We start from the raw sequence: 23,187 nt of genomic DNA, 5'->3' as shown, positions 1-23,187 counted from the left end.
GAACTCAGTCCGGTTTCTGTTGGGTTTGCGCGGCAATGGCGTCGGACGCTGCCACGTAGTCGGCCTGGAAGGCCGGTGATTCGATCCACGCCAGGGCGCCGGCCTCGTCGGTTTCAGTGGACCACTGGCGATACTCGATCAGCGCGGCAAGGATGAAGTCCATCGCGCCTTCTTCGCCTTCCTGCTCGTACACCAGCTCCAGCAACGGGTCTTCGAGGAAGGCCGTGCACATGGCTTGCTGGCTGGTCTTTTCGGCGTCGATCATTTTCTTGAACAGTTCGGTCAGGTCCACCGATTCGAAGTCGATGCGGTCATCGTTCGGGTCCGGTTCGACCGGCGCGGCAGCCCGCTGGGTGCGGTTCTGCTTGGCCTTGGCCTTGGCGCGGGAGGCGCGTTTTTGCTGCTTGTTGGCGGAGGCCATGGGCGTCGTTCCGTAATTCGTTGAAAGGGGCGGGTGGCTCAGCGGCGTGGCACCGTTCGCCCGGGTGTGCCGGGGGCCAGCTCGCCGTTTTGCAGCCAGGACAATGCAATGGGCCATAGTGTGGCTTGGTATGCGCTGCGAAAAAAGGCGAAATGCCCAACTTCTTTTTCGCCGATGTCTTCGGGAGCAATGCGCAGGTGGGTGTTTGTGCTGCCGGTGAAGTAGGCGAGCAGGCGTTCGATCGCCGGAACCGTGCCATAGGGATCGTCACTGATGCTGATGGCCAGGGCTTTTGCGGTGACGGAGGCGAAGTTTCTGACATGGATGCCCTGGCCACTGGGGCGCTTTTCGTAGCGAGCGGTGGGCGTGCTCCAGTCACGGACTACGCCGGCAGGTGTGTCTTCCAGCCAGCCGAGCCGTTTGCCGGGGAAGTAGCCGCACAGCATCGTCACCAGCGGCATCACCACGTGCCACTTGCCGAACATCCTCCAGCGATGAGCGGGCGCATAGTCACGCCAGTAAGCGAATTGTGCGCCAACCGTCACCAGGCGCCGGATCAGGTGCCCGGAGGCTCCCAGGCCCGCTGCGCAGCCTCCAAAGCTGTGGCCGACCACATTGATCGGCTGCTCGGGGAATTCGCGCTGTGCGCGCTTGAGCATCGCCTCGAAATCCAGGGCTCCCCAATCAGACCATGAGGCCTCAAGGCCCTTGAGCGATGCTGGCCGCGACTCGCCGATGCCGCGGTAGTCATAGGTGATGACATCGAAGCCGTGGGCGAACAGGTAATCGGCAAAGCGCGAGTAATGACGGCAACGGACCGAGGTGGCGGCATTGATGATAACGACCGGGCGAGCAGCGTCCTGTGAAGGGTGCCGCCAGGTGAAGCCGCCGAGGATGAAGCCGTCCGCGGCGGTTTCCTTGAACGGTTTGCCGGGCGTGGCAGTCGGCCGCTGCAACTCGACGGGAGTGGGGGCCAGTGAAGGCGTGTCCTGCAAATTCATTGGCGTCAGTCCTTTGCGGGTAGCTGCCAACGATAGTCTTCATGGCGTTGACGAACAATCCATTGGTCTCAACGCAGTGGTTGATCGAGCAGTCGTTCTTCAAGAGCCGCCCGTTCCCGATCCAGTTCGTTACGGAGTTCCTCTTCACTCGGCAGGACAAGCTTGTACTTGCTGGCGAGCAGTTGCTCGTTTCCTTCCTGCATTGTGTAACGCACCACGGATTCATCCTTTCTCGCGCAGAGAATGATGCCGACGGTGGGGCTGTCTTGCGCGCCGCGTTTGAGGTCGTCGTACATGCGCACATGCATGTCCATCTGCCCTGCACCCTGATGGGTCAGTTCGCCGCGCTTGATATCGACGATGACGAAACACTTGAGCAGGTAGTTGTAGAACACCAGGTCGATGTAGAAGTCTTTGCTGTCCGTACTGATGCGTTGCTGACGGGCAATGAACGCGAAGCCCTTGCCCAGCTCCAGCAAGAAGCCTTGCAGTTGTTCGATCAACGCTTGTTCGATCTCGCTTTCCTGAAGCTTTCCGGCATTGGGTAGACCAAGAAACTCCAGCACGACCGGATCACGGATGAAATCCCGAGGGCTGGCTTTCATGTTCTGGATGTTGGTAGCGGCCTCCTGCTTGACGCCGCAGCGATCGCGGCTTGCCAGCAGGCGTTCGTAGTACAGGGTGTTGATCTGGCGTTCCAGGGCGCGGCTTGACCAGTTTTGGGTGGCTGATTCGTTCATGTACCAGAGACGGGCGCTGTCGTTGTCGACCCGAAGCAGGCGGCGGTAGTGGGTCCAGCTCAATTCGTGACGCAGTGCGTCACGAATTGGAAAGGCTTGATAGAACAGACGCATGTAACGAAGGTTGGAGGCGTCAAATCCTTTTCCGAATTCTTCAGTCAGCACTTTTGCCAAGGTCGACAGTAACTCTTTGCCATACCTCGCCCGTCGCGCGCCGTTCTGTTCGAACTCGACGATGTGCCGACCGATCTGCCAACAGGTTTGCACTTGAACGGTATCGACCGCCCGAAGCACCTTCTGGCGTGCCTGGCGGATCAATTCGCCAAGGTTGCCGAGTAGTGATGCGAGTTGTGGGTCTTGAGTGTCATTGGATGTGAGGGTCGTCATGAGGTCTTCCGCAGCAGATTGAGCAGCGAAAGAGCATGACAAGTGAGCACCCTTCGAAGATGCCGGGAGTTACTGAATAACAGGCAGGAAATACCGGGCTCTTCGGCAGGACGGGTCTAAATCCGGACGAGGGCGGAGGAACAAATGGTGTAGTACGTTTCGTACTCAGGTCCAATCAATCTAAAACGCCTCCCTCCACCCGGAAATCCAATGAATGTAACCATTGGGTTCTGCGGAACCCGGGAGGCGTCATCATGAAACCCCTCCATTCACTCCTGTTGCCTCTGACTGCCGTCGGTGTGCTGATGTTTCCATCGATGTCGCCTGCCGCCAGCCTTGATCCAGTCGCCAGCGCTGGCGTACAGGTGCAGCACCAGGAGCAAAACGGCATCGCTTACCTGTCCGGTGGTATCGGTCAGGATGAGTCGAAGGCCATTCAGCGGACCGCGGGCTATAACCTGCACATGACGTTCTCTGTCGGGACGGGAAATGAATACATTCCTGACGTGAGCGTCGTTATTCAGAAAGCGCCGGGGCAACCCGTGCTGACGCTCAATGACGCCGGCCCGCTGGTTTACGTGAAACTGCCTGTCGGCAAATACACGGTCATTGCCACGCGCAACGGCGAAACACGGCATGACGTTGCCGATGTTGGCAGTGGTGCAGCCCGTAGCCTGGTTTTCCACTGGAAGGATGCGAGTTAGCGAGAGGCTCTGAGCCATGGTGCGCAAGTGAACCCTGAATCTTGCGATTCAGGGTTTTTCGTTTTTAACACCCGCGTACACTTGGATGAGTGCAGCGCGTAAAGGGTTGGTTTCTACGCTCAGCAGCTTGATGGCCAAGGCGCAGCAGACCACGATCAACATGGGTTTGATCAACCGTGGTCCGACCCGGACAGCGGCCCGTGCGCCCAGTTGAGCGCCGACGAAGGCAGCCAAAGCCATGGCTATGGCTATCGGCCAGATAATCACACCTTTGGTAATGAAGACCGACAGAGAGCCTAGATTGCATGAGGCGTTGGCAAGTTTGGTAAAGCTCATGGCCCGCATCATGCCGAAACCGCAGAGCAGGACAAATCCGACAATAAAGAATGAGCCCACTCCGGGGCCAAATATGCCGTCGTAAAAGCCCAGGATCGGCGCCACGCTAAACGAAAAAAACAGAACACCGATTCTCTTGCGTCGATCTTCGTTGGCCAACTTTGGAGAGAGTGCAAAATAGATGGCTACCAGAATCAGCATGATGGGCACGCAGACTTCCAGATAGCGCTTATCGATAGAGCTGACCAGCAAAGCACCACTGGCACCGCCAATAAATCCGCAGATAACCAGGAAACGGCCTTCGCGCCACTCGATCATTCCTTTGCGAGCAAAGGTTGCAGTTGCCGAAACAGTTGCCGATGCCGCCTGGAATTTGTTGGTGGCAATTGCACTGATCGGATCCATGCCTGCCAGGAACAATGCAGGCAAGGTGATCAAGCCGCCACCACCGGCAATCGCATCAAAAAAGCCGGCGCAAAAAGCGACGAGCGCCAACATGCCAATTACATCCCAGGACATTGCATTCTCTCTTTATGGTTATTGACCAGTAATCACATGACAGGCCGCTCAACAGCCTGATCACATGAAAATCAGCCCTGCAGCACAAGCGGGTCCTCTGAAACAACGAGGGGGGAAGAAAACTTTGAAAGTCCGAAAATGCGAACCAGGACCCGTCTGTTGTCTTTGATGACATCGCGACAGTGCAGAGTCCGGATGTTGTTGATGACCATGGCCGATTCCTGGGTCAGCGTGTATTCGACCGGAGTTGCCTCATCCACGCTCTGGCAAAGGGCGGTGTAAGCCGTTTTCACAAAAGTCGAGACGTTGTCATTGACCGAAAAGCGATACGAGTTAAAGCGGGCGGCGAACCCTGTCTTGTCGTCGAACTCCAGAATGGAAACGTTGCGGCCATCTTCCCCTTTGCCACTGACAAAGGAGTCACTACGAGTGAACCGGAAGTTATCCGAGGTCAGGGCGAGGCAGTTGGTGACGCCAATTTTTTCAAGTATCGGAGGCAGCGGAATGACTCGCGTAGGCTCCAGGCTCGGGTTCCACAAGGCGGAAAGTATGAGCGACGATGGAGAGGGCGAGTGCCCGTCTTTCGCATTCACGGCGCACCAGTAAGGCGCTTCTGTATGCGGGCCAAGCGCGAGGCCGGAATGGGAGCTTAGTTCTTTGATGTCCGGCTCGGCAGGGATTTTGGTCAGTCCGCCGCCCTTGAAGTTGGCCACCAGTCGAACCAGTTTTCCTTCATTGTCCATGTCATAGGCAAAGGCTGTGTTGTCCACCAGCTCCAACAAAATCTGATTGCGGGCGGCCAGACAAAGTACGTCGTAACGATTTTCCAGGGATGCCAGATCTGGCAGTTCATTTGGAGGGCCGACATCGGTGATTTTCTGCAGCCCTTCGAAAATCAACACGGAGACAAGGCCATCGGAATAGGCGGCCAGTAGTTCACATTGGCTTTTCGAAAACGAGAGCTTCAATCCGGTCGCTGCCAGGGATGCTGTGGGCCTGGCTCCTGGTGCCTGCGGCCCGCCGGTGGCGGCCAGTTTTTTGGCGAACTTGTGAAGCAGTGTTGACTGCTGAATATCAAAGCTGAAAGTTCTGATTTCTTGTTCGGTAAAAAACTCAGCGGTTTCGACGTCTGGTTGAATGGCCTCAGTCATTTTCTTCCTTGTTGCGAATCTGCTCCCGGTTATCTGGCAGCTCCTCCTCCGATTCTGCACAAGCCGATGATGGGCGTATGTCATCCGTTTCCGTTAAAGCATACGGAACGTTCCTACAGGCCAGATACTGCCAGGAAGGGATGATTTTCAATGTCGAAAACTTTTCAGGAATCGGCCCTGGCAACCGTTCCGGATGCCTGTGGGTACGGTGATTGGAGGTGGGGAGTTGTCGCTTCGAAGGTGGCTGGATCGGTGCCTGATCAAATCGCAGGCATAAAAAAACCCTGAATCTTGCGATTCAGGGTTTTCGGTATTTGGTGCCAGAGACGGAATCGAACACTTGGTTGTAGGCCATGTAAATAAAGGGGGTTAGTGGTTTGGGTGGTTTGCTTGCCCCCAAATCTGCCCCCAAAAATCTATGGTGCTCGCTAAACGCTCAATTTTGGAAGGTCAAATACGTCTCGATTGGCGGTAAGGCTAACTCAGTATCGACTTACGTAGTTTGCCTTCACAACTCGACCGATGAAGCTGTTCAAGCCGATACCCTTAACAGCCAAATCCTTCATCTGAGCTACGATTCCGGCTCCAGGGCGAATAGAGTTGTAGACGTAGTTTCGGTAGGCGCCGGAGGCAAACTGCACTGTGATCGAATCAGGCCCGAACGAGTACGCAATGACGTTCGATTGACCGCTAAGGTTTTTGTAACGCTCCATGTTTTTTGCCTGTGTTGGCTAGCAAGTCGCCAGCAACATGACTCTAGCTTGCGGTCGGTCTTCTCGCTATCCGCGCTAGCAATTCGAACAGGTGCGCACCGTTCGATTGTCCGTCATCCAATGTGTGACTGATTTCAAAAAACGGGGGAACGGGGGAACAGTGGGAACAGCCAATGTTTCCGGGGGCTTGAGCGGGGGAACTTGTACCCCAGTGTTTTTTTGGGGGAACAGCAATAGCCAGATCAGCGGACCAAAATGCGGCGCAGTCTCCATGTTGGTGGGGGGCGTTTTGAGGAATGACACCCCTTCTACTCCCGTTGTCTTTGGCCGAGATGAAATGACGGATCACCTCTGAGCTTAAAACGCAGGAGCGAGCTATCACCGGTAGAGAATGGCGAATAGCCGAATTATCCAGGTCAGTGCTTAGTTAACCGGGCTACAAGCCACGGCCGGTAAGGCTTTCAGCCGAGTTAACCAACCGAGTTAACCAGTTAACTAACTTTGACGGGGTGCCGCTAACGAATTTACGCGAGCCCTCGCACCCGTCTCTCGACCAAATTGCCAGGGGCCCCGGCGTGTTGTGGGGAAGCAGCGCTGCGATTTAGCGAAGCACTGTGCGTTTCGCCCAAAGGCATTTACCGATCCATAGCAGCCAGTCGGCATAAGTTTTCAACCCATCGCCGGAACAATGTGGCTGCTTCACCCAACCCCTTCTCGTATCATCAGCGCCTTTGCATCTGGAACGAACTGTGTGAAATCGCCAACTGGAAAAGCTCCGGCTGCCCCTGATGGGACGAAGTGGGACGTAGGCGAGGCTGTCAATCAGCTCTCGTGGGACGACTTGCGCATCATCAAGACGCTCAGTGATTGCGGCAATCGTTCGGCTACAGCCAAGAAACTTGGCATCAATGTATCCACCGTTTCGCGCCGAGTTGCTCAAGTTGAGCGAACGCTCGGCATCGCGCTGTTCGATCACCGCAAATCAGGGTATCTGCTCACCGCCGAGGGTGCTGAATTGCGAGCACTCGCCGAGCGAGTGGAGCTGGATATCGTCAGCGTCACGCGGCGTGTTTCACGTTCAGGCCAAGGCCCCCTCGGGAAACTTCGAATTACCACCAGCGACTCGCTGCTGCTGTACTTCTTCACCCCCATCATCGCGGACTTCAAGGCCCTGAACGAGGGGATCTCCATCGAGGTGCTGGTGGGCAATGAAACCCTTAGCCTCGCCCGGGATGAATCGGATATCGCGATTCGAGCGACGAGAAAACCTGCAGAAAGCCTGGTGGGCCGTAAACTGGCGAATATTGCCTGGGCACCTTACTGCTGTGCCAAGCAGATGACTGCCTTGCCCCTTTTCGAAGAGGGCCAGGCATGGGTGTCATACTCCTCAGCGCTCTGCGGTTTGAAGGCGACAAGCTATGTCGAAAGCAGAGTCGCTGCTGAGCGCATAGCGTACCGCACCGATTCTGTTGCAGCAGCAAGCGCTGCAATCGCGGCGGGTCTGGGATTTGGATTCCTTCCCTGCATGTTGGGCGACATAACCCCAGGGTTGGTACGCGCCGGCCCGGTAGTGCCAGAGCTTCAGGATGAGTTGTGGCTGCTGACTCACCAGGACATTCGAAAATCGTGGCGAGTCAAAGCATTCATGACCTTCTGCGCTGCTGCCGTGGCCAGTCAAAAGCCCTTGGTCGAGGGGCAATTGATACTCCCGGTCACCTAGATCGAAACCGGGAGTGCAACTCAGATGTCTCGGGCGCCAATCACGGCCTTGCACACGATCTCAATCAGCTGCGGACGCTGGGCAAGTCTCGACACCCCAATGATATTGCTCGCGCACTGAGGCCGCTCAGTGCCATAGGCCGCCTTGCGCACTTTGCCGACCACCGCGAACGCAGCGTCCATGTCCAGCACATAAAGCGTTTCCTCGACAACATCTTGCATAGTTGCGCCATACAAGGCGAGCAGCTTCGAAATGTTGTCGTAAGAGACCCGCATCTGCTCTCCCATCGAAGAGAAATCACTGGGCTTACCGTCGGCGTTGAGCGGCGCCGGGGCTACCAGATTGCCTGCCTCATCATGGTTGAATTGACCTGATACGTAGATCTCGTTTCCTACCCGCCGTGCCTGCGGATAGCCATACGCCTCCTCCCAGGAAACGCCCCAGTAGGCGGTCTGCTTGTTGAACGGTTGTGAAGCTGCCATTGCATTCTCCTGCACATGAGGGACCGGCTTGATCCGAATGGATGGGCGAATGCTAGCAGCGCGATCGCGCATTTTATGGCGCATAAATGAGCCGGCAGGGGCGCAAAAATGCGCCACCGAAAAGCGCCTTGTTTCGTTATCTTTTGCTCGTCCTCAAGCACTGACGCTGAGGAGTGCACTCGTGGCTACGGTAATGCCTGCAAGGTGCGGGCCCCGAGACTTGTGCGATTGAACATCATCAAGCCGAAAGGAAACAAAAATGAGCAATCCTAAAACTGAAGTCCTGACTCCGCTGAATAGCCAACTGATCTTCATCGATCAGCAGCCACAGATGGCCTTCGGCGTTCAGAGCATTGACCGGCAAACGCTGAAAAACAATACCGTTGCCTTGGCCAAGGCAGCGAAGATTTTTAATGTCCCCACCACCTTCACCACGGTTGAGACACAAAGCTTCTCAGGTCACACCTACCCCGAGCTACTCGCTGTGTTCCCGGACGCCCCGCTGCTGGAGCGCACCTCCATGAACTCCTGGGATGATCAGAAGGTACGCGACGCACTCAAGAGAAATGGTCGCAACAAGATCATCGTCTCCGGCTTGTGGACCGAGGTCTGCAATGCCACCTTCGCCCTGTCGGCAATGAACGATGCCGGCTATGAAATCTATATGGTTGCAGACGCCTCCGGCGGCACCACCAAAGAAGCCCACGATTACGCCATGCAGCGCATGATCCAGGCCGGCGTGGTACCGGTGACCTGGCAGCAGGTGCTGCTGGAATGGCAACGGGACTGGAAGAACCGCGACACCTACGACGCCGTAATGGAACTGGTAAAGGAACATTCCGGTGCATATGGCATGGGCGTCGACTACGCCTACACCATGGTGCACAAGGCGCCTGAGCGCGTTCAGCATGGCCCCACCCTGGCGCCTGTCGCTGCATCTGTCTGAGCCATCGCCAGCCCCTGCCCTGGGGGCTGTTCACAGACTTGCGAAGGGTGCGCAGTCGACTGAACCGAGTCAACGAGCCAGGCCTGGAACCTCTGAGGATTTCCAATGCCCAGCGCTGTTCGAGTCAGGCGCTCGCATCCTGTTACCTGGATTAATGGATGTGTATGAACAAGGACAAATCTACCGTGCTGGCGACTCTCACACTGGCTTCGACAGGGCAGCTCAAATCCTGGCAGATAAGAACTGCCAAACAACTGATGCTGGACAGGCTGGATACCGGCATTTCAGTGACTGAACTAGCCGAAGCTTGCGCATTGTCGCGCAGTCACTTCTCACGCAGGTTCAAGGAAAGCACCCGGATGTCCCCGCAGCGATGGCTGCGTGAGCAGCGGGTCATGAAGAGCAGAGAGTTAATGAAGGCCTCCACGATGTTGCTCACAGAGATCGCGCAGGAATGCGGCTTCAGCGATCAATCTCACTTCTGCCGTACATTCGTGAAGGCTGAAGGCATGACACCGAAGGCTTGGCAGCAACAAGCAATCTGCCCGATTCCGGTCGTTGCTTGAGACGGTAAGGCCCGCATCAACGCGCGGGCGAGCCCAAGCGGACTGAGGTGTAACCCCCTTGAAAATCAATTTCTTGCAGCTACAGACGATTTTTTAAAAAACTTGCGCGCTAAATTATTGGGCGGCAATTTACTGCGCATTGTTATAACGCAAACATTTAAATCGCTAACAGAATCCCTCGAAGACATTCAAAAGTGAGGAAAGCCATGAAAGTTCTCTACACCGCAGTCGCAACCGCAACCGGCGGTCGTGATGGCCGAGCCATCTCCAGCGACAAGAACCTCGACGTGAAACTGGCCACTCCGAAGGAATTGGGCGGTGCCGGTGGTGATGCCACCAACCCTGAGCAACTGTTCGCCGCTGGTTACTCGGCCTGCTTCATCGGTGCACTGAAGTTCGTCGCCAGCCAGAGCAAACGCAGCATTCCAGCCGACGCCTCGATCACTGCGCGGGTCGGCATTGGCCAGATCCCAGGCGGCTTTGGCCTGGATATCGACCTGAACATCAACCTGCCAGGCCTGGAGCACGCCGATGCACAAGCGTTGGTGGAGGCGGCCCACCAAGTGTGCCCGTACTCCAACGCAACCCGTGGCAACGTCGATGTCCGTCTGCACGTCACCGTCTAACTTCCCGCCTCACCAGAAACAGGAGATATGAAATGAACGTTTTGACCAAAACACTCGTCGGCTCGCTCCTTGCCTTGTCGATCGGTAACGCATTCGCTGACTCTGGCGTCGAACACAACACCCAGGCATTCCTCGATGCATTGAACTCAGGCAGTGGTAAACCCATCGAGCAGCTTTCGCCGAAGGACGCCCGCGCGGTACTGACCGGCGCTCAGGCCGGGGTAAAACTGACACTGCCCAAGGCGGATGTCAGCGAGAAGACCATCACCGTCGACGGCCAGGACATCAGCTTGACCATCGTGCGTCCGGCGGGTGTGAAGGGGACCTTGCCTGTGTTCATGTACTTCCACGGCGGTGGCTGGGTGCTCGGCGACTTCCCGACCCATGAGCGCCTGGTGCGCGATCTGGTCGTCGGGTCCGGGGCGGTGGCGGTGTTCGTCAATTACACCCCGTCCCCTGAAGCGCACTACCCGACGGCGATCAACCAGGCCTACGGGGCAACCAAATGGGTGGCCGAGCACGGCAAGGAAATCAATGTCGACGGTAAGCGCCTGGCGGTAGCGGGCAACAGCGTCGGTGGCAACATGGCAGCCGTGGTCAGCCTGATGGCCAAGGATAAAGGTACCCCGGCCATTAAGTACCAGGTGCTGCTGTGGCCAGTGACCGACGCCAACTTCGAGACAGCGTCGTACAACCAGTACGCCGAGGGGCACTTCCTCACCAGGAACATGATGAAGTGGTTCTGGGACAACTACACCACCGACCCCAAGCAACGTGCCGAGATCTACGCCTCGCCGCTGCGCGCTACCACTGAGCAGTTGAAAGGCCTGCCGCCAGCGCTGGTCCAGACCGCGAGTGCCGATGTGCTGCGTGACGAAGGGGAAGCCTACGCTCGCAAACTGGACCAAGCCGGCGTGCCGGTCACTGCGGTGCGCTACAACGGCATGATCCATGACTACGGCTTGCTGAACGTGGTCAGCCAGGTTCCGGCGGTACGCTCTGCAATGCTGCAGGCTTGCGAAGAGCTGAAAGTTCATTTGAAGTGACCCCCACTCAAGACCGGAAACGAAAAACCCGCTAAACAGCGGGCTTTTTCGTTTCCGGTGTAGCGTTGGCAGCCCTCCGCCAAGGGCACCTTCACGCCCGGCGGGGTGCGTTGTAAGCAAACCACTCCCGTGCAAGCGTCTCAAATGTCAGCCCATCCACCTTCTGTGCTCGTCTGGTGGATTTGCGTTCATGCGAAGGGTCTTTGCCCTCTGAGATCAGTTGTCGTGCCTCAGATCGCTTTTTGCGAGCTTGCACCAACGTCACTTCCGGGTAGGAGCCAAATGCCAATCGGTTTTCTTTGCCAGGGTGACGATATTTGAGGCGCCAGAGCTTTGAGCCGGTGGGCATGATTTCGAGATACAGGCCTTCGCCGTCGGTAAGCTTGTAAGGCTTCTCTTTGGGCTTGGCTGCTTCGAGAAGGGAATCGCTCAGGGGCGTGACTTTCAGGGCCATGGAGCACCATGTTGGGGGCATGCGAGATGACCGAACCGGCCATGCCTCCAACTCTGCCCCCAAAACGTTGGGCTGCCTAGGTCAGTTTGGGCAACCATAGACAACAAAAAGCCCGCACTAGGCGGGCTTCTTGTGGGCTTTCGGGTGGTGTTGGCACCACCTGAAATTAATTAGTGGTGCCCAGAGACGGAATCGAACCGCCGACACGGGGATTTTCAATCCCCTGCTCTACCGACTGAGCTATCTGGGCAACGGGGCGCATTAAACGGGTTTTTCAGGGGGTCGTCAAGCAAGTTTTCAAAAAAAATTTAATTATTACCGTCGCTTACGTTCCGACCCCCGAAAAATCGGGGTTATTCCGACGGCGGCACGTAGCCTTCGGCCTTGGCGTAATCCTCGCCGGAGAAGTACTTGTCCATCTCGCCCTGCAGATATTTGCGATCTTCGGCGTTCATCATGTTCAGGCGTTTTTCGTTGATCAGCAGGGTCTGGTGTTTTTGCCAGTCGGCCCAGGCCTTGGCCGAGACGTGGTCAAAAATGTCCTGGCCTTTGGCGCCCGGGAAGGGAGCGCGCTCCAGGCCTGGCAATTCTTCTTTGTACTTGCGGCACATGATGGTGCGGGTCATGACGACTCTCCTGCGTTCAATACGGCGGCCGCGCGTTCGAGCAAGGTCTTGACCGGGGCGGCAAGGCCCAGGCGCGGCGGGGTGGCGAGGTTATACCAGAGCCAGTCAGCCTCGGCCACGAGATGGCCGGTCTCCTGGACCTGAACCAGCCAGGGTTCGATGGATAACTGAAAATGGCTGAAGGTGTGCACCAGGCTCGGCAATGCCTGTTGTGTGCCCAGTTCCAGCGAATGCTGCGCTGCCAGGTGCGGCAGGTCGTCGAGGTCGTCGAGTTCCGGCAGGCTCCACAAGCCGCCCCACAGCCCCGTGGAGGGGCGACGGTAAAGCAGGATGGCGCCCTCGGCGTTGGCGAGCATCGGCATCAGCGTGCGCTTCTGCGGGATGGCCTTGCGCGGCTTGGGGATCGGGTAGCGGGTTTCCAGGCCAAGCATGTGCGCCTCGCAGCCCTTTTCCAGCGGACACAACAGGCAACTCGGTTTGCTGCGGGTGCAGAGCGTGGCACCGAGGTCCATCATCGCCTGGGTGTAGGCGTTGACCCGGTCGTGCGGTGTGAAGCGCTCAGCGTTGGCCCAGAGCTGTTTCGCGACCTTGGGCTCGCCGGGGTAGCCCTCTTGCGCGGTAAAGCGCGCCAGCACCCGTTTGACGTTGCCGTCGAGGATCGGCGCGCGCAGCCCCATGCTGATGCTGGCAATCGCACCCGCGGTGGACAGGCCGATGCCCGGCAGATCAGTGAGTTTTTCCACGTCCCGGGGAAATTCGCCGCCGTACTGCTCAACGACGATTTTCGCGGTCTTCTGCAAATTGCGCGCACGGGTGTAGTAACCCAGGCCCGTCCACAGGTGCAACACTTCGTCTTCCGGTGCCGCCGCCAGGGCTTCGACCGTTGGCAGCGAGGCCATGAAGCGGTCGAAGTAGTTCAGCACGGTGCTGACCTGGGTCTGCTGCAACATGATTTCCGAGACCCATACCCGATACGGGTTGATGTCCTGCTGCCAGGGCAAGTCGTGACGGCCGTGGCGGTCGAACCAGTCCAGCACCGCCGTAGAAAACTGCTCGGCTCTCATCGCTTGAACAGTTCCTTGAGTGCGTCTTTCAGTTTCGGGTCGACCTTGTCGCCCCATTTTTCCTCGATTTTTTCGCTGATCCTGTCGCCTGCCACCTTGGTCGCGACCTGGCTCATGCGTTCGTTATCCACGCGGCAAGCCTTGGCGCCCAGTTCCAGCGGGCCGCGGCAGCGCAGTGGCCACTCGATACCGACAAACTTGTCGCCGACCTGGCAGGCCGGGTCCGGCATGGCGCTCGTATCACCTTCGACGATGATGCCGACGCGGTAGTCCATGCCCAGCACTCGCAGATCGATGTCGCCGTCACCGTTGACGGCCATGCCCGGGATGCGCACTTTCAGGTCCGGGTTGCTGGCCACGCCATTACGCAAGGTCAGGTTGCCCTTGAGCTCCTGGAACGGTGTGTCCTTGCCACGCGGCTCGCCGCTGAGGCTTTTGCGATTGAGCGTGGCGATGCCTTTGCACAGCTGTTGCTCAAGGTTGGCATTGAGCAGCACGCCATTGTTGATGACGATACTGGCGTTGCCATTGAGGGTTTCGATCAACGCTTTCTGGCTGTTGCCGTTGCCGGTCAGGTTGCTGTTGAGTGTGACCAGGCCTTTGACCGGCGGATTCTTGCCCTGGCTTTCGAGGATTTTTTCAGCCGGTACACGGTTGACCTTCGTCTGCAGACTCAGCGCCGGCACTGCCTGGCGCACATCGAGCGTACCGCTGGTTTCGAAGTTGCCCTCGTACAGATCGCCGCGCAGATTGGCCAACGTCAGCAGGCCGCCCTGGCCGGTGGCCTTGAGCGCAGCGTTATGGATCGGCAGTTTTTGCAGGGTCAACTGGCCGAAGGTCAGGTCGGCGTCCACATCGAGCTTGCTCAAGCGTTCCACTGGCAACAGACGCTCGCTGCTCCATGCCTCCTTGGTCGGTGCCGGTGGCAGGGGTGTGCTGCCCGCGCCGGCGATGGCAGTGGCTTCGGTGCTGGCGACTTCGGCCTGGCGGACCTGCGTGGCGCTATTGGCCTCGGCGGATTTCGGCGGCAGGTAACGGTCGACGTTGAAGGTGTCGGCCTTGAGCACAGCGCGCAGCGATTGCTTGGTGAAGTCTTCGACGGCAATGCGACCGCTGAAGGTGCTGTCGTCGACTTTCAGGTTGAGGTCGTCGAGCGCCAGGCTGGTCGGTGTCGCGGCCAGTCGGCTGACCAGCTCGACTTTGCTCAGGCTGCCTTCGGCCATGGCCGGGAGTTTCTGGCCGATGCTGTCGACGAATTTCGCCAGGTCGAACTGGGCAATCGAGATGCCGCCGCTGACTTGTGGGGTCTTGTCCAGGTCGTTGACCTTCAGTTCACCCAGCGCCCGCAGTTGGTTGGCGGAGATCTTGATACCGGTCCACTCGGCAACGTTGGCGGCCTTGTCCAGCACCAGCTGGCCCTGGGCGGAGAACGTCATGGTCTTGCCTTGCAGCGGGTCGCCGGTCACTTCGCCGGACAACTTCATGTCTTCGAACTGATAACGCTGCAGGGCACGCGCGATACGCACCTCGCCACTGAGCTCGGTGCGAACCCGCAGTGCCGGCTGGTTGGCGGACAGGAAAGCCGTGAGCTTGAGCGGAATGTTGACGGAGTCGTGAACCGCACCGGTGCTCAACTGAATGCTTTCGGCGCTGAAGCTCTTGCCGGTTCGTTCGTCGGTGTATTCAACCCGTGCGTTGTTCACGGTCAGGCTGTCGATGTCCAGGCGGATCGGCTGAGGCGGTTTTTCTGGCGCGACGCTGGCTTCGGGCGCAGGCTCGGCAGCGGCTGGCGGGGTGCCGGTCGCCGCGCCGGTGTTGGCCGTTGCTGGCAGCTTGCCGATGTCTTCCCAGTTGCCATGACCATCCTTGTCGCGGTTCAGGCGCAGGTTCAGGCCTTCGACGCGCACGTCGCTCATCTGCACTTCACGGCGCAGCAGCGGCAGTACGCGCACCGACAGGCCGAGCATCTGCAAGTCGGCGTACGGTTCGGTCGGTTTGACCATGGTCGCGACACTGGCGTCGTGCAGTTCCAGGCCCAGCCACGGGAACAGGCTCCAGCCGATATCGCCATTGAGCGTCAGCTCGATGTGAGCCTTGTCGCGGGCAATCTGGCGAATCTCGTCTTTGTAGTCGTTGGGATCGAAGAGGTGGGTCAGGGCAAACCCCAGCGCCACAATGATCAGCAACAGCCCGAGAAGTACCAGACCCAGGATTTTGCCGAACGCTTTCATGGGCGAGTCCTTGTATTTAGTCGAATTCAAAATTTAGCCGAGGAGTATAGCGCCCCGGAACGGACGACCGGTCAGCGATCACTGCGCCAGTACATCCAGCGGCAGTTTCAGCTTGGCGGCCAGTGCCTGTGCCTCCAGGTGCCCGGCAGGCGCGAGCAGACGCAGGGGCATGCCCGATAAAGCGGCCATTTTCAGGGCTTCGGCCACCAGCCGCTCGGCAACACCACGGCGACGGGTAATTTTCCGCACACAAATTTGTGACAAGTGCCAGGCGTCTTGGTGCCTTTGCAAACGGGCCGCGCCCAGCAGGCGATCATTGAAACGCGCGGCAATCAGTGTGCCGTCGCGCAAACAGTCTTCGATCAACTGCGCTTCCCCGGAAAACGGAGCGAACAACCCGTCTGGAGCGTCGCGGTAGATCTTCTGCAGATCCTGCCGATCCTGGGGCGTGGCTTGGTTCAGCAGCTCGACGATGATCGGCATGATGATTCCTGTGAGGTCATGAGGCGAAAGAGATCGGATGACGTACAAAAGGTGATGTCAGTTTGGTTTTTCTGTCACGGGCAGATGGTAACCTTTGCCCGTTCGTCCGCCCTTCTGCGACATGTTGTCGCACAGCAAGGCGCTCCGCCGAAAAAACGGTCATGCCTGCGTGCAAAAAGGCCGGGAGTGAACCGTGGCTGGCGAACCCTACTGATAATTGGGGGAAACACAATGACTACGAGCATCACGGCAGACGGCTTCAATGCCAGCCCGCCTGCGTTCCTGTCCAAGGAACGGATCATCGCCAGGCCCGGATTCAACCGCTGGCTGGTACCACCGGCCGCGTTGGCCATCCACTTGTGCATCGGCATGGCCTACGGTTTTTCGGTGTTCTGGCTGCCGCTGTCCAAGGCGCTGGGCATTACCGCTCCGGTAGCCTGCGCGCCAGACACGGGTTTTATCGCACAAGTCTTTTCGTCCCAGTGTGACTGGCCGATCTCGATGCTCGGCTGGATCTACACCCTGTTTTTCATCTTCCTGGGTTGTTCGGCCGCCATCTGGGGTGGCTGGCTGGAACATGCCGGACCGCGCAAGGCTGGCGTTGTGTCGGCTCTGTGCTGGTGCGGCGGCCTGCTGATTTCGGCGCTCGGGGTGTATACCCACCAGATCTGGCTGATGTGGATCGGCTCCGGGGTCATTGGCGGTATCGGCCTGGGCCTGGGGTACATCTCGCCAGTGTCGACCCTGATCAAATGGTTCCCGGACAAGCGCGGCATGGCGACCGGCATGGCGATCATGGGCTTTGGTGGCGGCGCAATGGTCGGTGCTCCACTGGCGGCGGCGCTGATGGGGCATTTCGCTTCGCCAACCAGCGTCGGCGTGTGGCAGAGCTTCCTGGTGATGGCCGCGATCTACTTCGTGTTCATGATCGGTGGCGCATTGTCCTACCGCGTCCCGCCAACCGGCTGGAAGCCGGAAGGCTGGACCGCCCCGGTGAAAAAAGCCTCGAACGCGATGATCACTCATCGTCATGTCCACGTGAATGTGGCCTGGAAGACGCCGCAATTTCGTCTGGTGTGGCTGGTGCTGTGCCTGAACGTATCCGCCGGTATCGGCATCCTCGGCATGGCGTCGCCGCTGCTGCAGGAAGTGTTCGGCGGCAAGTTGCTGGGCAATGACCTGGCGTTCGGTCAGCTCGACGCCTCGCAGCTTGCTTCAATTGCTGCCATCGCTGCCGGTTTCACCGGTTTGCTGAGCCTGTTCAACATCGGCGGGCGTTTCTTCTGGGCTTCGTTCTCGGATTACCTGGGCCGCAAAAACACTTACTTCGTGTTCTTCGCCCTGGGCTTTGCCCTGTACGGACTGATTCCGAACCTTGGTCATCTGGGCAGCATCGCGCTGTTCGTGGCGGCGTTCTGCATCATCCTGTCGATGTATGGCGGTGGCTTTGCAACCGTTCCGGCGTATCTGGCGGACCTGTTCGGTACGCAAATGGTCGGTGCGATCCACGGTCGCCTGCTGACCGCCTGGGCAGCTGCCGGCGTGCTGGGCCCGGTGCTGGTGAACTACCTGCGTGAATATCAGTTGAGCATCGGCGTCGAGCGCGCAGCGGCATACGACATCACCCTGTACATCCTCGCCGGCCTGCTGGTGGTGGGTTTCCTGTGCAATCTGCTGGTGCGTCCGGTGGCCGACAAGTACTTCATGACCGACGCCGAACTGGCCGCCGAACAGGCGCTGGGTCATGACAAGGGCGCTGACAGCAGCACCGTGCTGGAGTGGAAAGCGGCTGCCGGTACCAAGCCGCTGGCGGTTGCGGCGTGGCTGGTGGTGGGCATTCCGCTGGCGTGGGGTGTTTGGGTGACCCTGCAGAAGACTGCGGTCCTGTTCCACTAACACCAAGGTAAATACAAAACCTGTGGGAGCGGGCTTGCTCGCGAAGAGGCCGTCACATTCAACATTTATGTTGACTGACACACCGCCTTCGCGAGCAAGTCGGATTGCCGCACCACCGCTCCCACATTGGTTTTATGTGGCCTTAAAATGGCTTGTATGGACATGTACATCGCCGACGCCCCCGGATTCATTCCGTCAGCGATATCACCTCCCGTGTTTCTGTTTGGCGCCCGCACGCCTATAATGGCTGCCTTTTTCGCCCAATGATTTTGCGGAGCTGGTGATGGCCGAACGTAAGGCGTCTGTCGAGCGCGACACTCTGGAAACCCAGATCAAAGCCTCGATCAACCTCGATGGCACCGGAAAGGCCCGATTCGATATCGGTGTTCCTTTTCTTGAGCACATGCTGGACCAGATCGCCCGTCACGGGCTGATCGACCTGGATATTGTCAGCAAGGGCGACCTGCATATCGATGACCACCACACCGTGGAAGACGTCGGTATCACCCTCGGCCAGGCTTTCACCAAAGCCATCGGCGACAAGAAAGGCATCCGTCGCTACGGTCACGCCTACGTGCCGCTCGATGAAGCGCTGTCGCGCGTGGTGATCGACTTCTCCGGCCGCCCAGGCCTGCAGATGCATGTTCCGTACACCCGTGCCACCGTCGGCGGCTTCGACGTTGACCTGTTCCAGGAATTCTTCCAGGGCTTCGTCAACCACGCCAATGTCACCCTGCACATCGACAACTTGCGCGGGCACAACACCCACCACCAGATCGAAACCGTGTTCAAGGCTTTCGGCCGCGCCCTGCGCATGGCCGTCGAGCTCGATGACCGCATGGCCGGGCAAATGCCTTCGACCAAGGGCGTGCTGTAATGCAGACAGTCGCGGTTATCGATTACGGCATGGGCAACCTGCACTCGGTGGCCAAGGCCCTCGAGCACGTCGGTGCCGGCAAGGTCCTGATCACCAGCGATGCGAACGTGATTCGCGAGGCCGACCGGGTGGTTTTCCCAGGCGTTGGCGCCATTCGCGATTGCATGGCGGAGATCCGTCGCCTCGGCTTCGATTCGCTGGTACGTGAAGTCAGCCAGGACCGTCCGTTCCTTGGTATCTGCGTGGGCATGCAAGCCTTGCTCGACACCAGCGAAGAGAACGACGGCGTCGACTGCATCGGCCTGTTCCCGGGCCAGGTGAAGTTCTTCGGCAAGGATCTGGTCGAGGACGGCGAACACCTGAAAGTCCCGCACATGGGCTGGAACGAAGTGAAGCAGAAGGTGAGTCACCCGCTGTGGCACGACATCCCGGACCTGGCGCGGTTCTACTTCGTGCACAGCTACTACATCGCTGCCGCCAACGCGCGGCAGGTGGTGGGTGGCGGTCACTACGGTGTCGATTTCGCCGCAGCGCTGGCCGAAGGCTCGCGTTTTGCCGTGCAGTTCCACCCGGAGAAGAGCCATACCCATGGCCTGCAATTGCTGCAGAACTTCGCGGCGTGGGACGGTCGCTGGTAAATGGCCGTCAAGAAGAAGCCGCCGATCCTGACCCTCACTCCTGAACAGGAGAGCGAGGCCAATCGCAAGATCAAGCGGTTCATGGAGGATCGCTTCGAACTGGACCTGGGTTCGTTCGAAGCGGCCGAGATTCTTGAGCTGTTTACCCGCGAAATTGCTCCGCACTATTACAACAGGGCGATTTTCGATGTGCAGGCGCACCTCAAAGAGAGGTTCGAAAGCATCGAAAGCGACCTGTGGGCGCTCGAGAAAAACTGATTTCCGAGCCAAGCTGAACATTCAATTTTGAAGGTTTGCCAGATGCTGATTATTCCCGCTATCGATCTTAAAGACGGTGCCTGTGTTCGTCTGCGCCAGGGCCGCATGGAAGATTCCACAGTGTTCTCCGATGACCCGGTGAGCATGGCTGCCAAGTGGGTGGAGGGCGGTTGCCGCCGTCTGCATCTGGTCGACCTGAACGGCGCCTTCGAAGGCCAGCCGGTCAACGGCGAAGTGGTCACCGCCATTGCCAAGCGCTACCCGAACCTGCCGATCCAGATCGGCGGCGGTATCCGTTCCCTGGAAACCATCGAACACTACGTGAAAGCCGGCGTGAGCTACGTGATCATCGGCACCAAGGCCGTGAAAGATCCGGCCTTCGTCGCCGAAGCCTGCCGCGCGTTCCCGGGCAAGGTGATTGTCGGCCTGGACGCCAAGGACGGTTTCGTCGCCACCGACGGCTGGGCTGAAATCAGCACCATTCAGGTGATCGACCTGGCTAAACAGTTCGAAGCCGACGGCGTGTCCGCGATCGTTTATACCGACATCGCCAAAGACGGCATGATGCAGGGCTGCAACGTGCCGTTCACCGCCGCGCTGGCTGCTGCCACGAAGATCCCCGTGATCGCTTCCGGTGGCATTCACAACCTGGGTGACATCAAGACCCTGCTCGACGCCAAGGCGCCAGGCATCATTGGCGCGATCACCGGCCGGGCGATCTACGAAGGCACCCTCGACGTCGCTGAAGCGCAAGCTTTCTGCGACTCGTACAAAGGCTGAGGACTGACCATGGCGCTGGCCAAACGCATCATCCCTTGCCTGGACGTGGATAACGGCCGGGTGGTCAAGGGTGTGAAATTCGAAAACATCCGCGACGCCGGTGACCCGGTGGAAATCGCCCGTCGTTACGACGAGCAGGGCGCCGACGAAATTACCTTTCTCGACATCACTGCCAGCGTCGACGGCCGCGACACCACACTGCACACCGTAGAGCGCATGGCCAGCCAGGTGTTCATCCCGCTGACCGTGGGCGGCGGCGTACGCACCGTGCAGGACATCCGCAACCTGCTCAATGCCGGCGCGGACAAGGTTTCGATCAACACCGCCGCGGTGTTCAACCCGGAGTTTGTCGGCGAAGCCGCGCAGCATTTCGGTTCGCAATGCATCGTGGTTGCCATCGACGCGAAGAAGGTTTCCGGGCCGGGCGAAACTCCGCGCTGGGAAATCTTCACCCACGGCGGGCGCAAGCCTACCGGCCTCGACGCCGTTGAGTGGGCGAAGAAGATGGAAGGCCTGGGCGCCGGTGAGATCCTGCTGACCAGCATGGACCAGGACGGCATGAAAAACGGTTTCGACCTGGGCGTTACCCGCGCCATCAGCGATGCGCTGGGCATTCCGGTGATCGCCTCCGGCGGTGTCGGCAACCTGCAACACCTGGCCGACGGCATCCTTGAAGGCCACGCCAGTGCGGTATTGGCGGCGAGTATTTTCCACTTCGGCGAATACACCGTGCAGGAAGCCAAGGCCTACATGGCCCATCGCGGCATTGTGATGCGTTAGACAATCCAATACAGGCCAGTGGACATCATGGCGGGCTCAAGGCACTCTTGGGTACGCCATGGATTTCGGTAGCCAGACATGCTTAGACGCCTTCTTCTAGCCCTCGCCAGTGCTTCTCTATTGTTGGTCACCGGGGCGCACGCCAAAGACAGTCCCGATACCGACATGGTGTTGCTGACGGAAAACTTCCCGCCGTACAACATGGCGAAGAACGGCAAGAACTTCGCTCAGGACGAGAACATCAATGGCATCGCCACCGATATCGTCCGCGAGATTTTCAAGCGCGCCGACATTACCTACAGCCTGACGCTGCGTTTCCCTTGGGAGCGGATCTACAAACTCACCCTCGAGAAACCCGGTTATGGCGTATTCGTCATGGCGCGGCTGCCGGACCGCGAAAAACTCTTCAAGTGGGTCGGTCCGATCGGCCCGGACGACTGGATCATGCTGGCCAAGGCTGACAGCAAGATCACCCTCGAAACCCTGAATGACGCACGCAAATACAAGATTGGCGCCTACAAGGGCGACGCAATCGCCGAGACGCTGGCCAAGCAGGGACTCAATCCGATTGTCGTGCTGCGCGATCAGGACAATGCGAAGAAGCTGGTCAACGGGCAGATCGACCTGTGGGCCACTGGTGACCCGGCCGGGCGCTACCTGGCGCGCCAGGAAGGGGTTAACGGGTTGAAAACCGTCCTGCGCTTCAACAGTGCCGAACTGTACCTGGCACTGAACAAGGACGTGCCGGACGAGACGGTGGCCAAGCTCCAGGCAGCGCTGGACCAGATGCGCAAGGAAGGGCGGGTGGACGAGATCATGGCGCAGTATCTCTAACGATCCTGCACATACTAGTGTGGGAGCGGGCTTGCTCGCGAAAGCGGTGTACCAGGCAACAATGATGTTGACTGACACGCCCTCTTCGCGAGCAAGCCCGCTCCCACATTTGTTCTGCGGTGTAGCGGATTAGCGGTATACGCCGTCCTTCCCATGCGCGGCCGTCGCCCGATTGCCGCGCACGCTGATCATCTGCTTGATGTCGATCCAGTCGATCCCCTGAGCCTTGAGCTTGGGTAGTTCGCGTTCCAGCACCGCTAGCGTCTGTGGATAGGGGTGCCCGATCATCACTGCCGAACCTTGCTTGTGCGCGAGGCTGATCGCTGTCTGCAACTGGGTGAAGATCGCGGCTTCAGTCCGTTCATCGTCGAGAAACACATCCCGGGACACGCTCGCCAGACCGATCTTCTGTGCTTCGGCAGCGGCCACGGTCTGCGCGCTGGTGCGACTGTCGACGAAGAACTTGTGCCGTCGTTGCAAGTCCGCCATCAGCCAGGCCATGGCGGCGGGTTGTGCGGTCATGCGGCTGCCCATGTGATTGTTGATGCCGCTGGTGTACGGGACCATCTTGAACGCGGCGTTCAGGCGCTTTTCCAGCTCGTCGATAGGCAGTTCGGGGTGCCAGGCGAACGGTCCGGTGGCCGGATCCATGGGCATGTGCAGAATGACGATTTTGCCGGCGCGATGGGCTTCGCGGGCGAATTCGGTGGCATGGGGCGTGTCGGGCATGATTGCCGTGGTCACTGGGCCGGGCAGGGCCAGCACGCGGCGATCCCGGGGCAGGTTCTGCCCCAGGTCATCGATGATCAGTGTCAGGTAGGCTTTTTGTGGCGCGGTCGAGGCGAGCGTTGCATGAACAACACCCGCCAGGCAGCAAAGCAGACCGAGAACGTACCGCAGGCGCATCC

General features: G+C 58.8%; 24 protein-coding genes, 1 tRNA gene and 1 pseudogene. 13 read left to right on the top strand and 13 right to left on the bottom strand.

All coding sequences use genetic code 11. From position 1 onward, the window contains the following. Window positions 1–4: 4 nt before the first annotated feature. The 3 genes from ACLD1X_RS17650 to ACLD1X_RS17640 form a co-directional block, all read right to left on the bottom strand. Window positions 5–421, bottom strand: coding sequence for a hypothetical protein (locus tag ACLD1X_RS17650; RefSeq protein WP_429369781.1), 417 nt, complete (start codon window positions 419–421; stop codon window positions 5–7). 38 nt (window positions 422–459) lie between these two features. Next, on the bottom strand, window positions 460–1,422 hold the full coding sequence (locus tag ACLD1X_RS17645; RefSeq protein ID WP_429369779.1) for an alpha/beta hydrolase family protein: 963 nt from the start codon (window positions 1,420–1,422) through the stop codon (window positions 460–462). Between the two features lie 68 nt (window positions 1,423–1,490). Further along, window positions 1,491–2,549, bottom strand: a complete 1,059-nt coding sequence (locus ACLD1X_RS17640; RefSeq protein WP_429369777.1) for a PDDEXK nuclease domain-containing protein — start codon at window positions 2,547–2,549, stop codon at window positions 1,491–1,493. A 254-nt stretch (window positions 2,550–2,803) separates the two neighbouring features. Here ACLD1X_RS17640 and ACLD1X_RS17635 point away from each other — a divergent pair, with 254 nt between their 5' ends. After that, window positions 2,804–3,253, top strand: coding sequence for a carboxypeptidase regulatory-like domain-containing protein (locus tag ACLD1X_RS17635; protein ID WP_429369775.1), 450 nt, complete (start codon window positions 2,804–2,806; stop codon window positions 3,251–3,253). A gap of 48 nt (window positions 3,254–3,301) precedes the next feature. Here the strand turns inward: ACLD1X_RS17635 and ACLD1X_RS17630 are convergent, their stop codons facing one another. Next, complete coding sequence (locus ACLD1X_RS17630) at window positions 3,302–4,108, bottom strand: TSUP family transporter (RefSeq protein ID WP_429369773.1); 807 nt, start codon at window positions 4,106–4,108, stop codon at window positions 3,302–3,304. A 71-nt stretch (window positions 4,109–4,179) separates the two neighbouring features. Then, window positions 4,180–5,259, bottom strand: a complete 1,080-nt coding sequence (locus tag ACLD1X_RS17625) for a hypothetical protein (protein ID WP_429369771.1) — start codon at window positions 5,257–5,259, stop codon at window positions 4,180–4,182. 1,464 nt (window positions 5,260–6,723) lie between these two features. Between ACLD1X_RS17625 and ACLD1X_RS17620 the strand changes: the two genes are divergently transcribed. Next, a complete protein-coding gene (locus tag ACLD1X_RS17620) occupies window positions 6,724–7,692 on the top strand; it encodes a LysR family transcriptional regulator (RefSeq protein WP_008020168.1) in 969 nt (322 codons plus the stop codon). Window positions 7,693–7,712: 20 nt separating this feature from the next. Here ACLD1X_RS17620 and ACLD1X_RS17615 read toward each other — a convergent pair whose 3' ends face one another. Then, window positions 7,713–8,174, bottom strand: a complete 462-nt coding sequence (locus ACLD1X_RS17615) for a RidA family protein (protein WP_008020169.1) — start codon at window positions 8,172–8,174, stop codon at window positions 7,713–7,715. 259 nt (window positions 8,175–8,433) lie between these two features. On the opposite strand from ACLD1X_RS17615, the gene ACLD1X_RS17610 reads away from it, so the two are divergent. The 4 genes from ACLD1X_RS17610 to ACLD1X_RS17595 all read left to right on the top strand — a co-directional run bounded on the left by ACLD1X_RS17610 (window position 8,434) and on the right by ACLD1X_RS17595 (window position 11,358). Further along, window positions 8,434–9,120 (top strand): hydrolase, encoded by a 687-nt coding sequence (locus ACLD1X_RS17610; protein ID WP_429369768.1) that lies wholly within the window; start codon window positions 8,434–8,436, stop codon window positions 9,118–9,120. A 164-nt stretch (window positions 9,121–9,284) separates the two neighbouring features. After that, window positions 9,285–9,686: a helix-turn-helix domain-containing protein gene (locus tag ACLD1X_RS17605; RefSeq protein ID WP_429369766.1), complete on the top strand. Its 402-nt coding sequence runs from the start codon at window positions 9,285–9,287 to the stop codon at window positions 9,684–9,686. 206 nt (window positions 9,687–9,892) lie between these two features. Beyond that, on the top strand, window positions 9,893–10,312 hold the full coding sequence (locus tag ACLD1X_RS17600; protein WP_057715327.1) for an organic hydroperoxide resistance protein: 420 nt from the start codon (window positions 9,893–9,895) through the stop codon (window positions 10,310–10,312). 32 nt (window positions 10,313–10,344) lie between these two features. Beyond that, window positions 10,345–11,358 carry an alpha/beta hydrolase gene (locus tag ACLD1X_RS17595; RefSeq protein WP_429369764.1) on the top strand — a complete coding sequence of 338 codons (1,014 nt, stop codon included), beginning with the start codon at window positions 10,345–10,347 and terminating at the stop codon, window positions 11,356–11,358. Window positions 11,359–11,452: 94 nt separating this feature from the next. On the opposite strand, the pseudogene ACLD1X_RS17590 reads toward ACLD1X_RS17595, so the two are convergent. The 6 genes and pseudogenes from ACLD1X_RS17590 to panM form a co-directional block, all read right to left on the bottom strand. Continuing rightward, window positions 11,453–11,812, bottom strand: a pseudogene (locus tag ACLD1X_RS17590) (Arm DNA-binding domain-containing protein); the annotation flags it as partial. 174 nt (window positions 11,813–11,986) lie between these two features. After that, window positions 11,987–12,062: transfer RNA gene (locus ACLD1X_RS17585), tRNA-Phe, on the bottom strand. A gap of 103 nt (window positions 12,063–12,165) precedes the next feature. After that, window positions 12,166–12,438, bottom strand: a complete 273-nt coding sequence (locus ACLD1X_RS17580) for an oxidative damage protection protein (RefSeq protein ID WP_007972770.1) — start codon at window positions 12,436–12,438, stop codon at window positions 12,166–12,168. Then, on the bottom strand, window positions 12,435–13,502 hold the full coding sequence (gene mutY / locus ACLD1X_RS17575; RefSeq protein ID WP_429369762.1) for an A/G-specific adenine glycosylase: 1,068 nt from the start codon (window positions 13,500–13,502) through the stop codon (window positions 12,435–12,437). The genes ACLD1X_RS17580 and mutY overlap by 4 nt, the downstream gene beginning before the upstream one ends. After that, window positions 13,499–15,733 carry an AsmA family protein gene (locus ACLD1X_RS17570; protein WP_429369760.1) on the bottom strand — a complete coding sequence of 745 codons (2,235 nt, stop codon included), beginning with the start codon at window positions 15,731–15,733 and terminating at the stop codon, window positions 13,499–13,501. The genes mutY and ACLD1X_RS17570 overlap by 4 nt, the downstream gene beginning before the upstream one ends. Window positions 15,734–15,811: 78 nt before the next feature. Next, window positions 15,812–16,216, bottom strand: a complete 405-nt coding sequence (gene panM, locus ACLD1X_RS17565; RefSeq protein WP_429369758.1) for an aspartate 1-decarboxylase autocleavage activator PanM — start codon at window positions 16,214–16,216, stop codon at window positions 15,812–15,814. Window positions 16,217–16,447: 231 nt separating this feature from the next. Between panM and ACLD1X_RS17560 the strand changes: the two genes are divergently transcribed. The 7 genes from ACLD1X_RS17560 (at window position 16,448) to ACLD1X_RS17530 (ending at window position 22,279) form a co-directional block, all read left to right on the top strand. Then, a complete protein-coding gene (locus tag ACLD1X_RS17560; protein WP_429369756.1) occupies window positions 16,448–18,112 on the top strand; it encodes an OFA family MFS transporter in 1,665 nt (554 codons plus the stop codon). 283 nt (window positions 18,113–18,395) lie between these two features. Beyond that, entirely contained in the window at window positions 18,396–18,989 is a 594-nt protein-coding gene (gene hisB, locus ACLD1X_RS17555) for an imidazoleglycerol-phosphate dehydratase HisB (RefSeq protein WP_003186751.1), read from the top strand. After that, the gene (hisH, locus tag ACLD1X_RS17550; RefSeq protein WP_007989198.1) at window positions 18,989–19,627 is read left to right on the top strand and encodes an imidazole glycerol phosphate synthase subunit HisH; all 639 of its coding nucleotides are present in this window, start codon (window positions 18,989–18,991) and stop codon (window positions 19,625–19,627) included. The genes hisB and hisH overlap by 1 nt, the downstream gene beginning before the upstream one ends. Then, on the top strand, window positions 19,628–19,885 hold the full coding sequence (locus ACLD1X_RS17545) for a DUF2164 domain-containing protein (RefSeq protein ID WP_007989200.1): 258 nt from the start codon (window positions 19,628–19,630) through the stop codon (window positions 19,883–19,885). It begins immediately after the preceding gene. A gap of 42 nt (window positions 19,886–19,927) precedes the next feature. Then, window positions 19,928–20,665 carry a 1-(5-phosphoribosyl)-5-[(5-phosphoribosylamino)methylideneamino]imidazole-4-carboxamide isomerase gene (gene hisA, locus ACLD1X_RS17540; protein ID WP_007972753.1) on the top strand — a complete coding sequence of 246 codons (738 nt, stop codon included), beginning with the start codon at window positions 19,928–19,930 and terminating at the stop codon, window positions 20,663–20,665. 9 nt (window positions 20,666–20,674) lie between these two features. Then, window positions 20,675–21,445 carry an imidazole glycerol phosphate synthase subunit HisF gene (hisF, locus tag ACLD1X_RS17535; protein ID WP_007897430.1) on the top strand — a complete coding sequence of 257 codons (771 nt, stop codon included), beginning with the start codon at window positions 20,675–20,677 and terminating at the stop codon, window positions 21,443–21,445. Between the two features lie 78 nt (window positions 21,446–21,523). After that, window positions 21,524–22,279, top strand: coding sequence for a substrate-binding periplasmic protein (locus ACLD1X_RS17530; RefSeq protein WP_429369752.1), 756 nt, complete (start codon window positions 21,524–21,526; stop codon window positions 22,277–22,279). A gap of 129 nt (window positions 22,280–22,408) precedes the next feature. Here the strand turns inward: ACLD1X_RS17530 and ACLD1X_RS17525 are convergent, their stop codons facing one another. Further along, a complete protein-coding gene (locus ACLD1X_RS17525) occupies window positions 22,409–23,185 on the bottom strand; it encodes a divergent polysaccharide deacetylase family protein (RefSeq protein WP_429369750.1) in 777 nt (258 codons plus the stop codon). Between the last annotated feature and the right edge of the window lie 2 nt (window positions 23,186–23,187).

This window comes from Pseudomonas sp. 18173 (assembly GCF_050432945.1).
In the GTDB taxonomy this organism is placed as follows: Bacteria; Pseudomonadota; Gammaproteobacteria; order Pseudomonadales; family Pseudomonadaceae; genus Aquipseudomonas.
The sequence above is the reverse complement of the archived record's forward strand: the minus strand, read 5'-3'. Positions and strand labels throughout refer to the sequence as shown.

Bases quoted from the DNA above. Each gene is read 5' to 3' on its own strand.
- ACLD1X_RS17650 (WP_429369781.1), bottom strand. From the start codon at position 421: ATGGCCTCCGCCAACAAGCAGCAAAAACGCGCCTCCCGCGCCAAGGCC.
- ACLD1X_RS17635 (WP_429369775.1), top strand. From the start codon at position 2,804: ATGAAACCCCTCCATTCACTCCTGTTGCCTCTGACTGCCGTCGGTGTG.
- ACLD1X_RS17580 (WP_007972770.1), bottom strand. From the start codon at position 12,438: ATGACCCGCACCATCATGTGCCGCAAGTACAAAGAAGAATTGCCAGGC.
- ACLD1X_RS17525 (WP_429369750.1), bottom strand. From the start codon at position 23,185: ATGCGCCTGCGGTACGTTCTCGGTCTGCTTTGCTGCCTGGCGGGTGTT.
- ACLD1X_RS17600 (WP_057715327.1), top strand. From the start codon at position 9,893: ATGAAAGTTCTCTACACCGCAGTCGCAACCGCAACCGGCGGTCGTGAT.
- ACLD1X_RS17570 (WP_429369760.1), bottom strand. From the start codon at position 15,733: ATGAAAGCGTTCGGCAAAATCCTGGGTCTGGTACTTCTCGGGCTGTTG.
- ACLD1X_RS17545 (WP_007989200.1), top strand. From the start codon at position 19,628: ATGGCCGTCAAGAAGAAGCCGCCGATCCTGACCCTCACTCCTGAACAG.
- ACLD1X_RS17610 (WP_429369768.1), top strand. From the start codon at position 8,434: ATGAGCAATCCTAAAACTGAAGTCCTGACTCCGCTGAATAGCCAACTG.
- ACLD1X_RS17615 (WP_008020169.1), bottom strand. From the start codon at position 8,174: ATGGCAGCTTCACAACCGTTCAACAAGCAGACCGCCTACTGGGGCGTT.
- hisH (WP_007989198.1), top strand. From the start codon at position 18,989: ATGCAGACAGTCGCGGTTATCGATTACGGCATGGGCAACCTGCACTCG.
- mutY (WP_429369762.1), bottom strand. From the start codon at position 13,502: ATGAGAGCCGAGCAGTTTTCTACGGCGGTGCTGGACTGGTTCGACCGC.
- ACLD1X_RS17630 (WP_429369773.1), bottom strand. From the start codon at position 4,108: ATGTCCTGGGATGTAATTGGCATGTTGGCGCTCGTCGCTTTTTGCGCC.
- hisB (WP_003186751.1), top strand. From the start codon at position 18,396: ATGGCCGAACGTAAGGCGTCTGTCGAGCGCGACACTCTGGAAACCCAG.
- ACLD1X_RS17640 (WP_429369777.1), bottom strand. From the start codon at position 2,549: ATGACGACCCTCACATCCAATGACACTCAAGACCCACAACTCGCATCA.
- ACLD1X_RS17530 (WP_429369752.1), top strand. From the start codon at position 21,524: ATGCTTAGACGCCTTCTTCTAGCCCTCGCCAGTGCTTCTCTATTGTTG.
- panM (WP_429369758.1), bottom strand. From the start codon at position 16,216: ATGCCGATCATCGTCGAGCTGCTGAACCAAGCCACGCCCCAGGATCGG.
- hisA (WP_007972753.1), top strand. From the start codon at position 19,928: ATGCTGATTATTCCCGCTATCGATCTTAAAGACGGTGCCTGTGTTCGT.
- hisF (WP_007897430.1), top strand. From the start codon at position 20,675: ATGGCGCTGGCCAAACGCATCATCCCTTGCCTGGACGTGGATAACGGC.
- ACLD1X_RS17560 (WP_429369756.1), top strand. From the start codon at position 16,448: ATGACTACGAGCATCACGGCAGACGGCTTCAATGCCAGCCCGCCTGCG.
- ACLD1X_RS17605 (WP_429369766.1), top strand. From the start codon at position 9,285: ATGAACAAGGACAAATCTACCGTGCTGGCGACTCTCACACTGGCTTCG.
- ACLD1X_RS17645 (WP_429369779.1), bottom strand. From the start codon at position 1,422: ATGAATTTGCAGGACACGCCTTCACTGGCCCCCACTCCCGTCGAGTTG.
- ACLD1X_RS17625 (WP_429369771.1), bottom strand. From the start codon at position 5,259: ATGACTGAGGCCATTCAACCAGACGTCGAAACCGCTGAGTTTTTTACC.
- ACLD1X_RS17595 (WP_429369764.1), top strand. From the start codon at position 10,345: ATGAACGTTTTGACCAAAACACTCGTCGGCTCGCTCCTTGCCTTGTCG.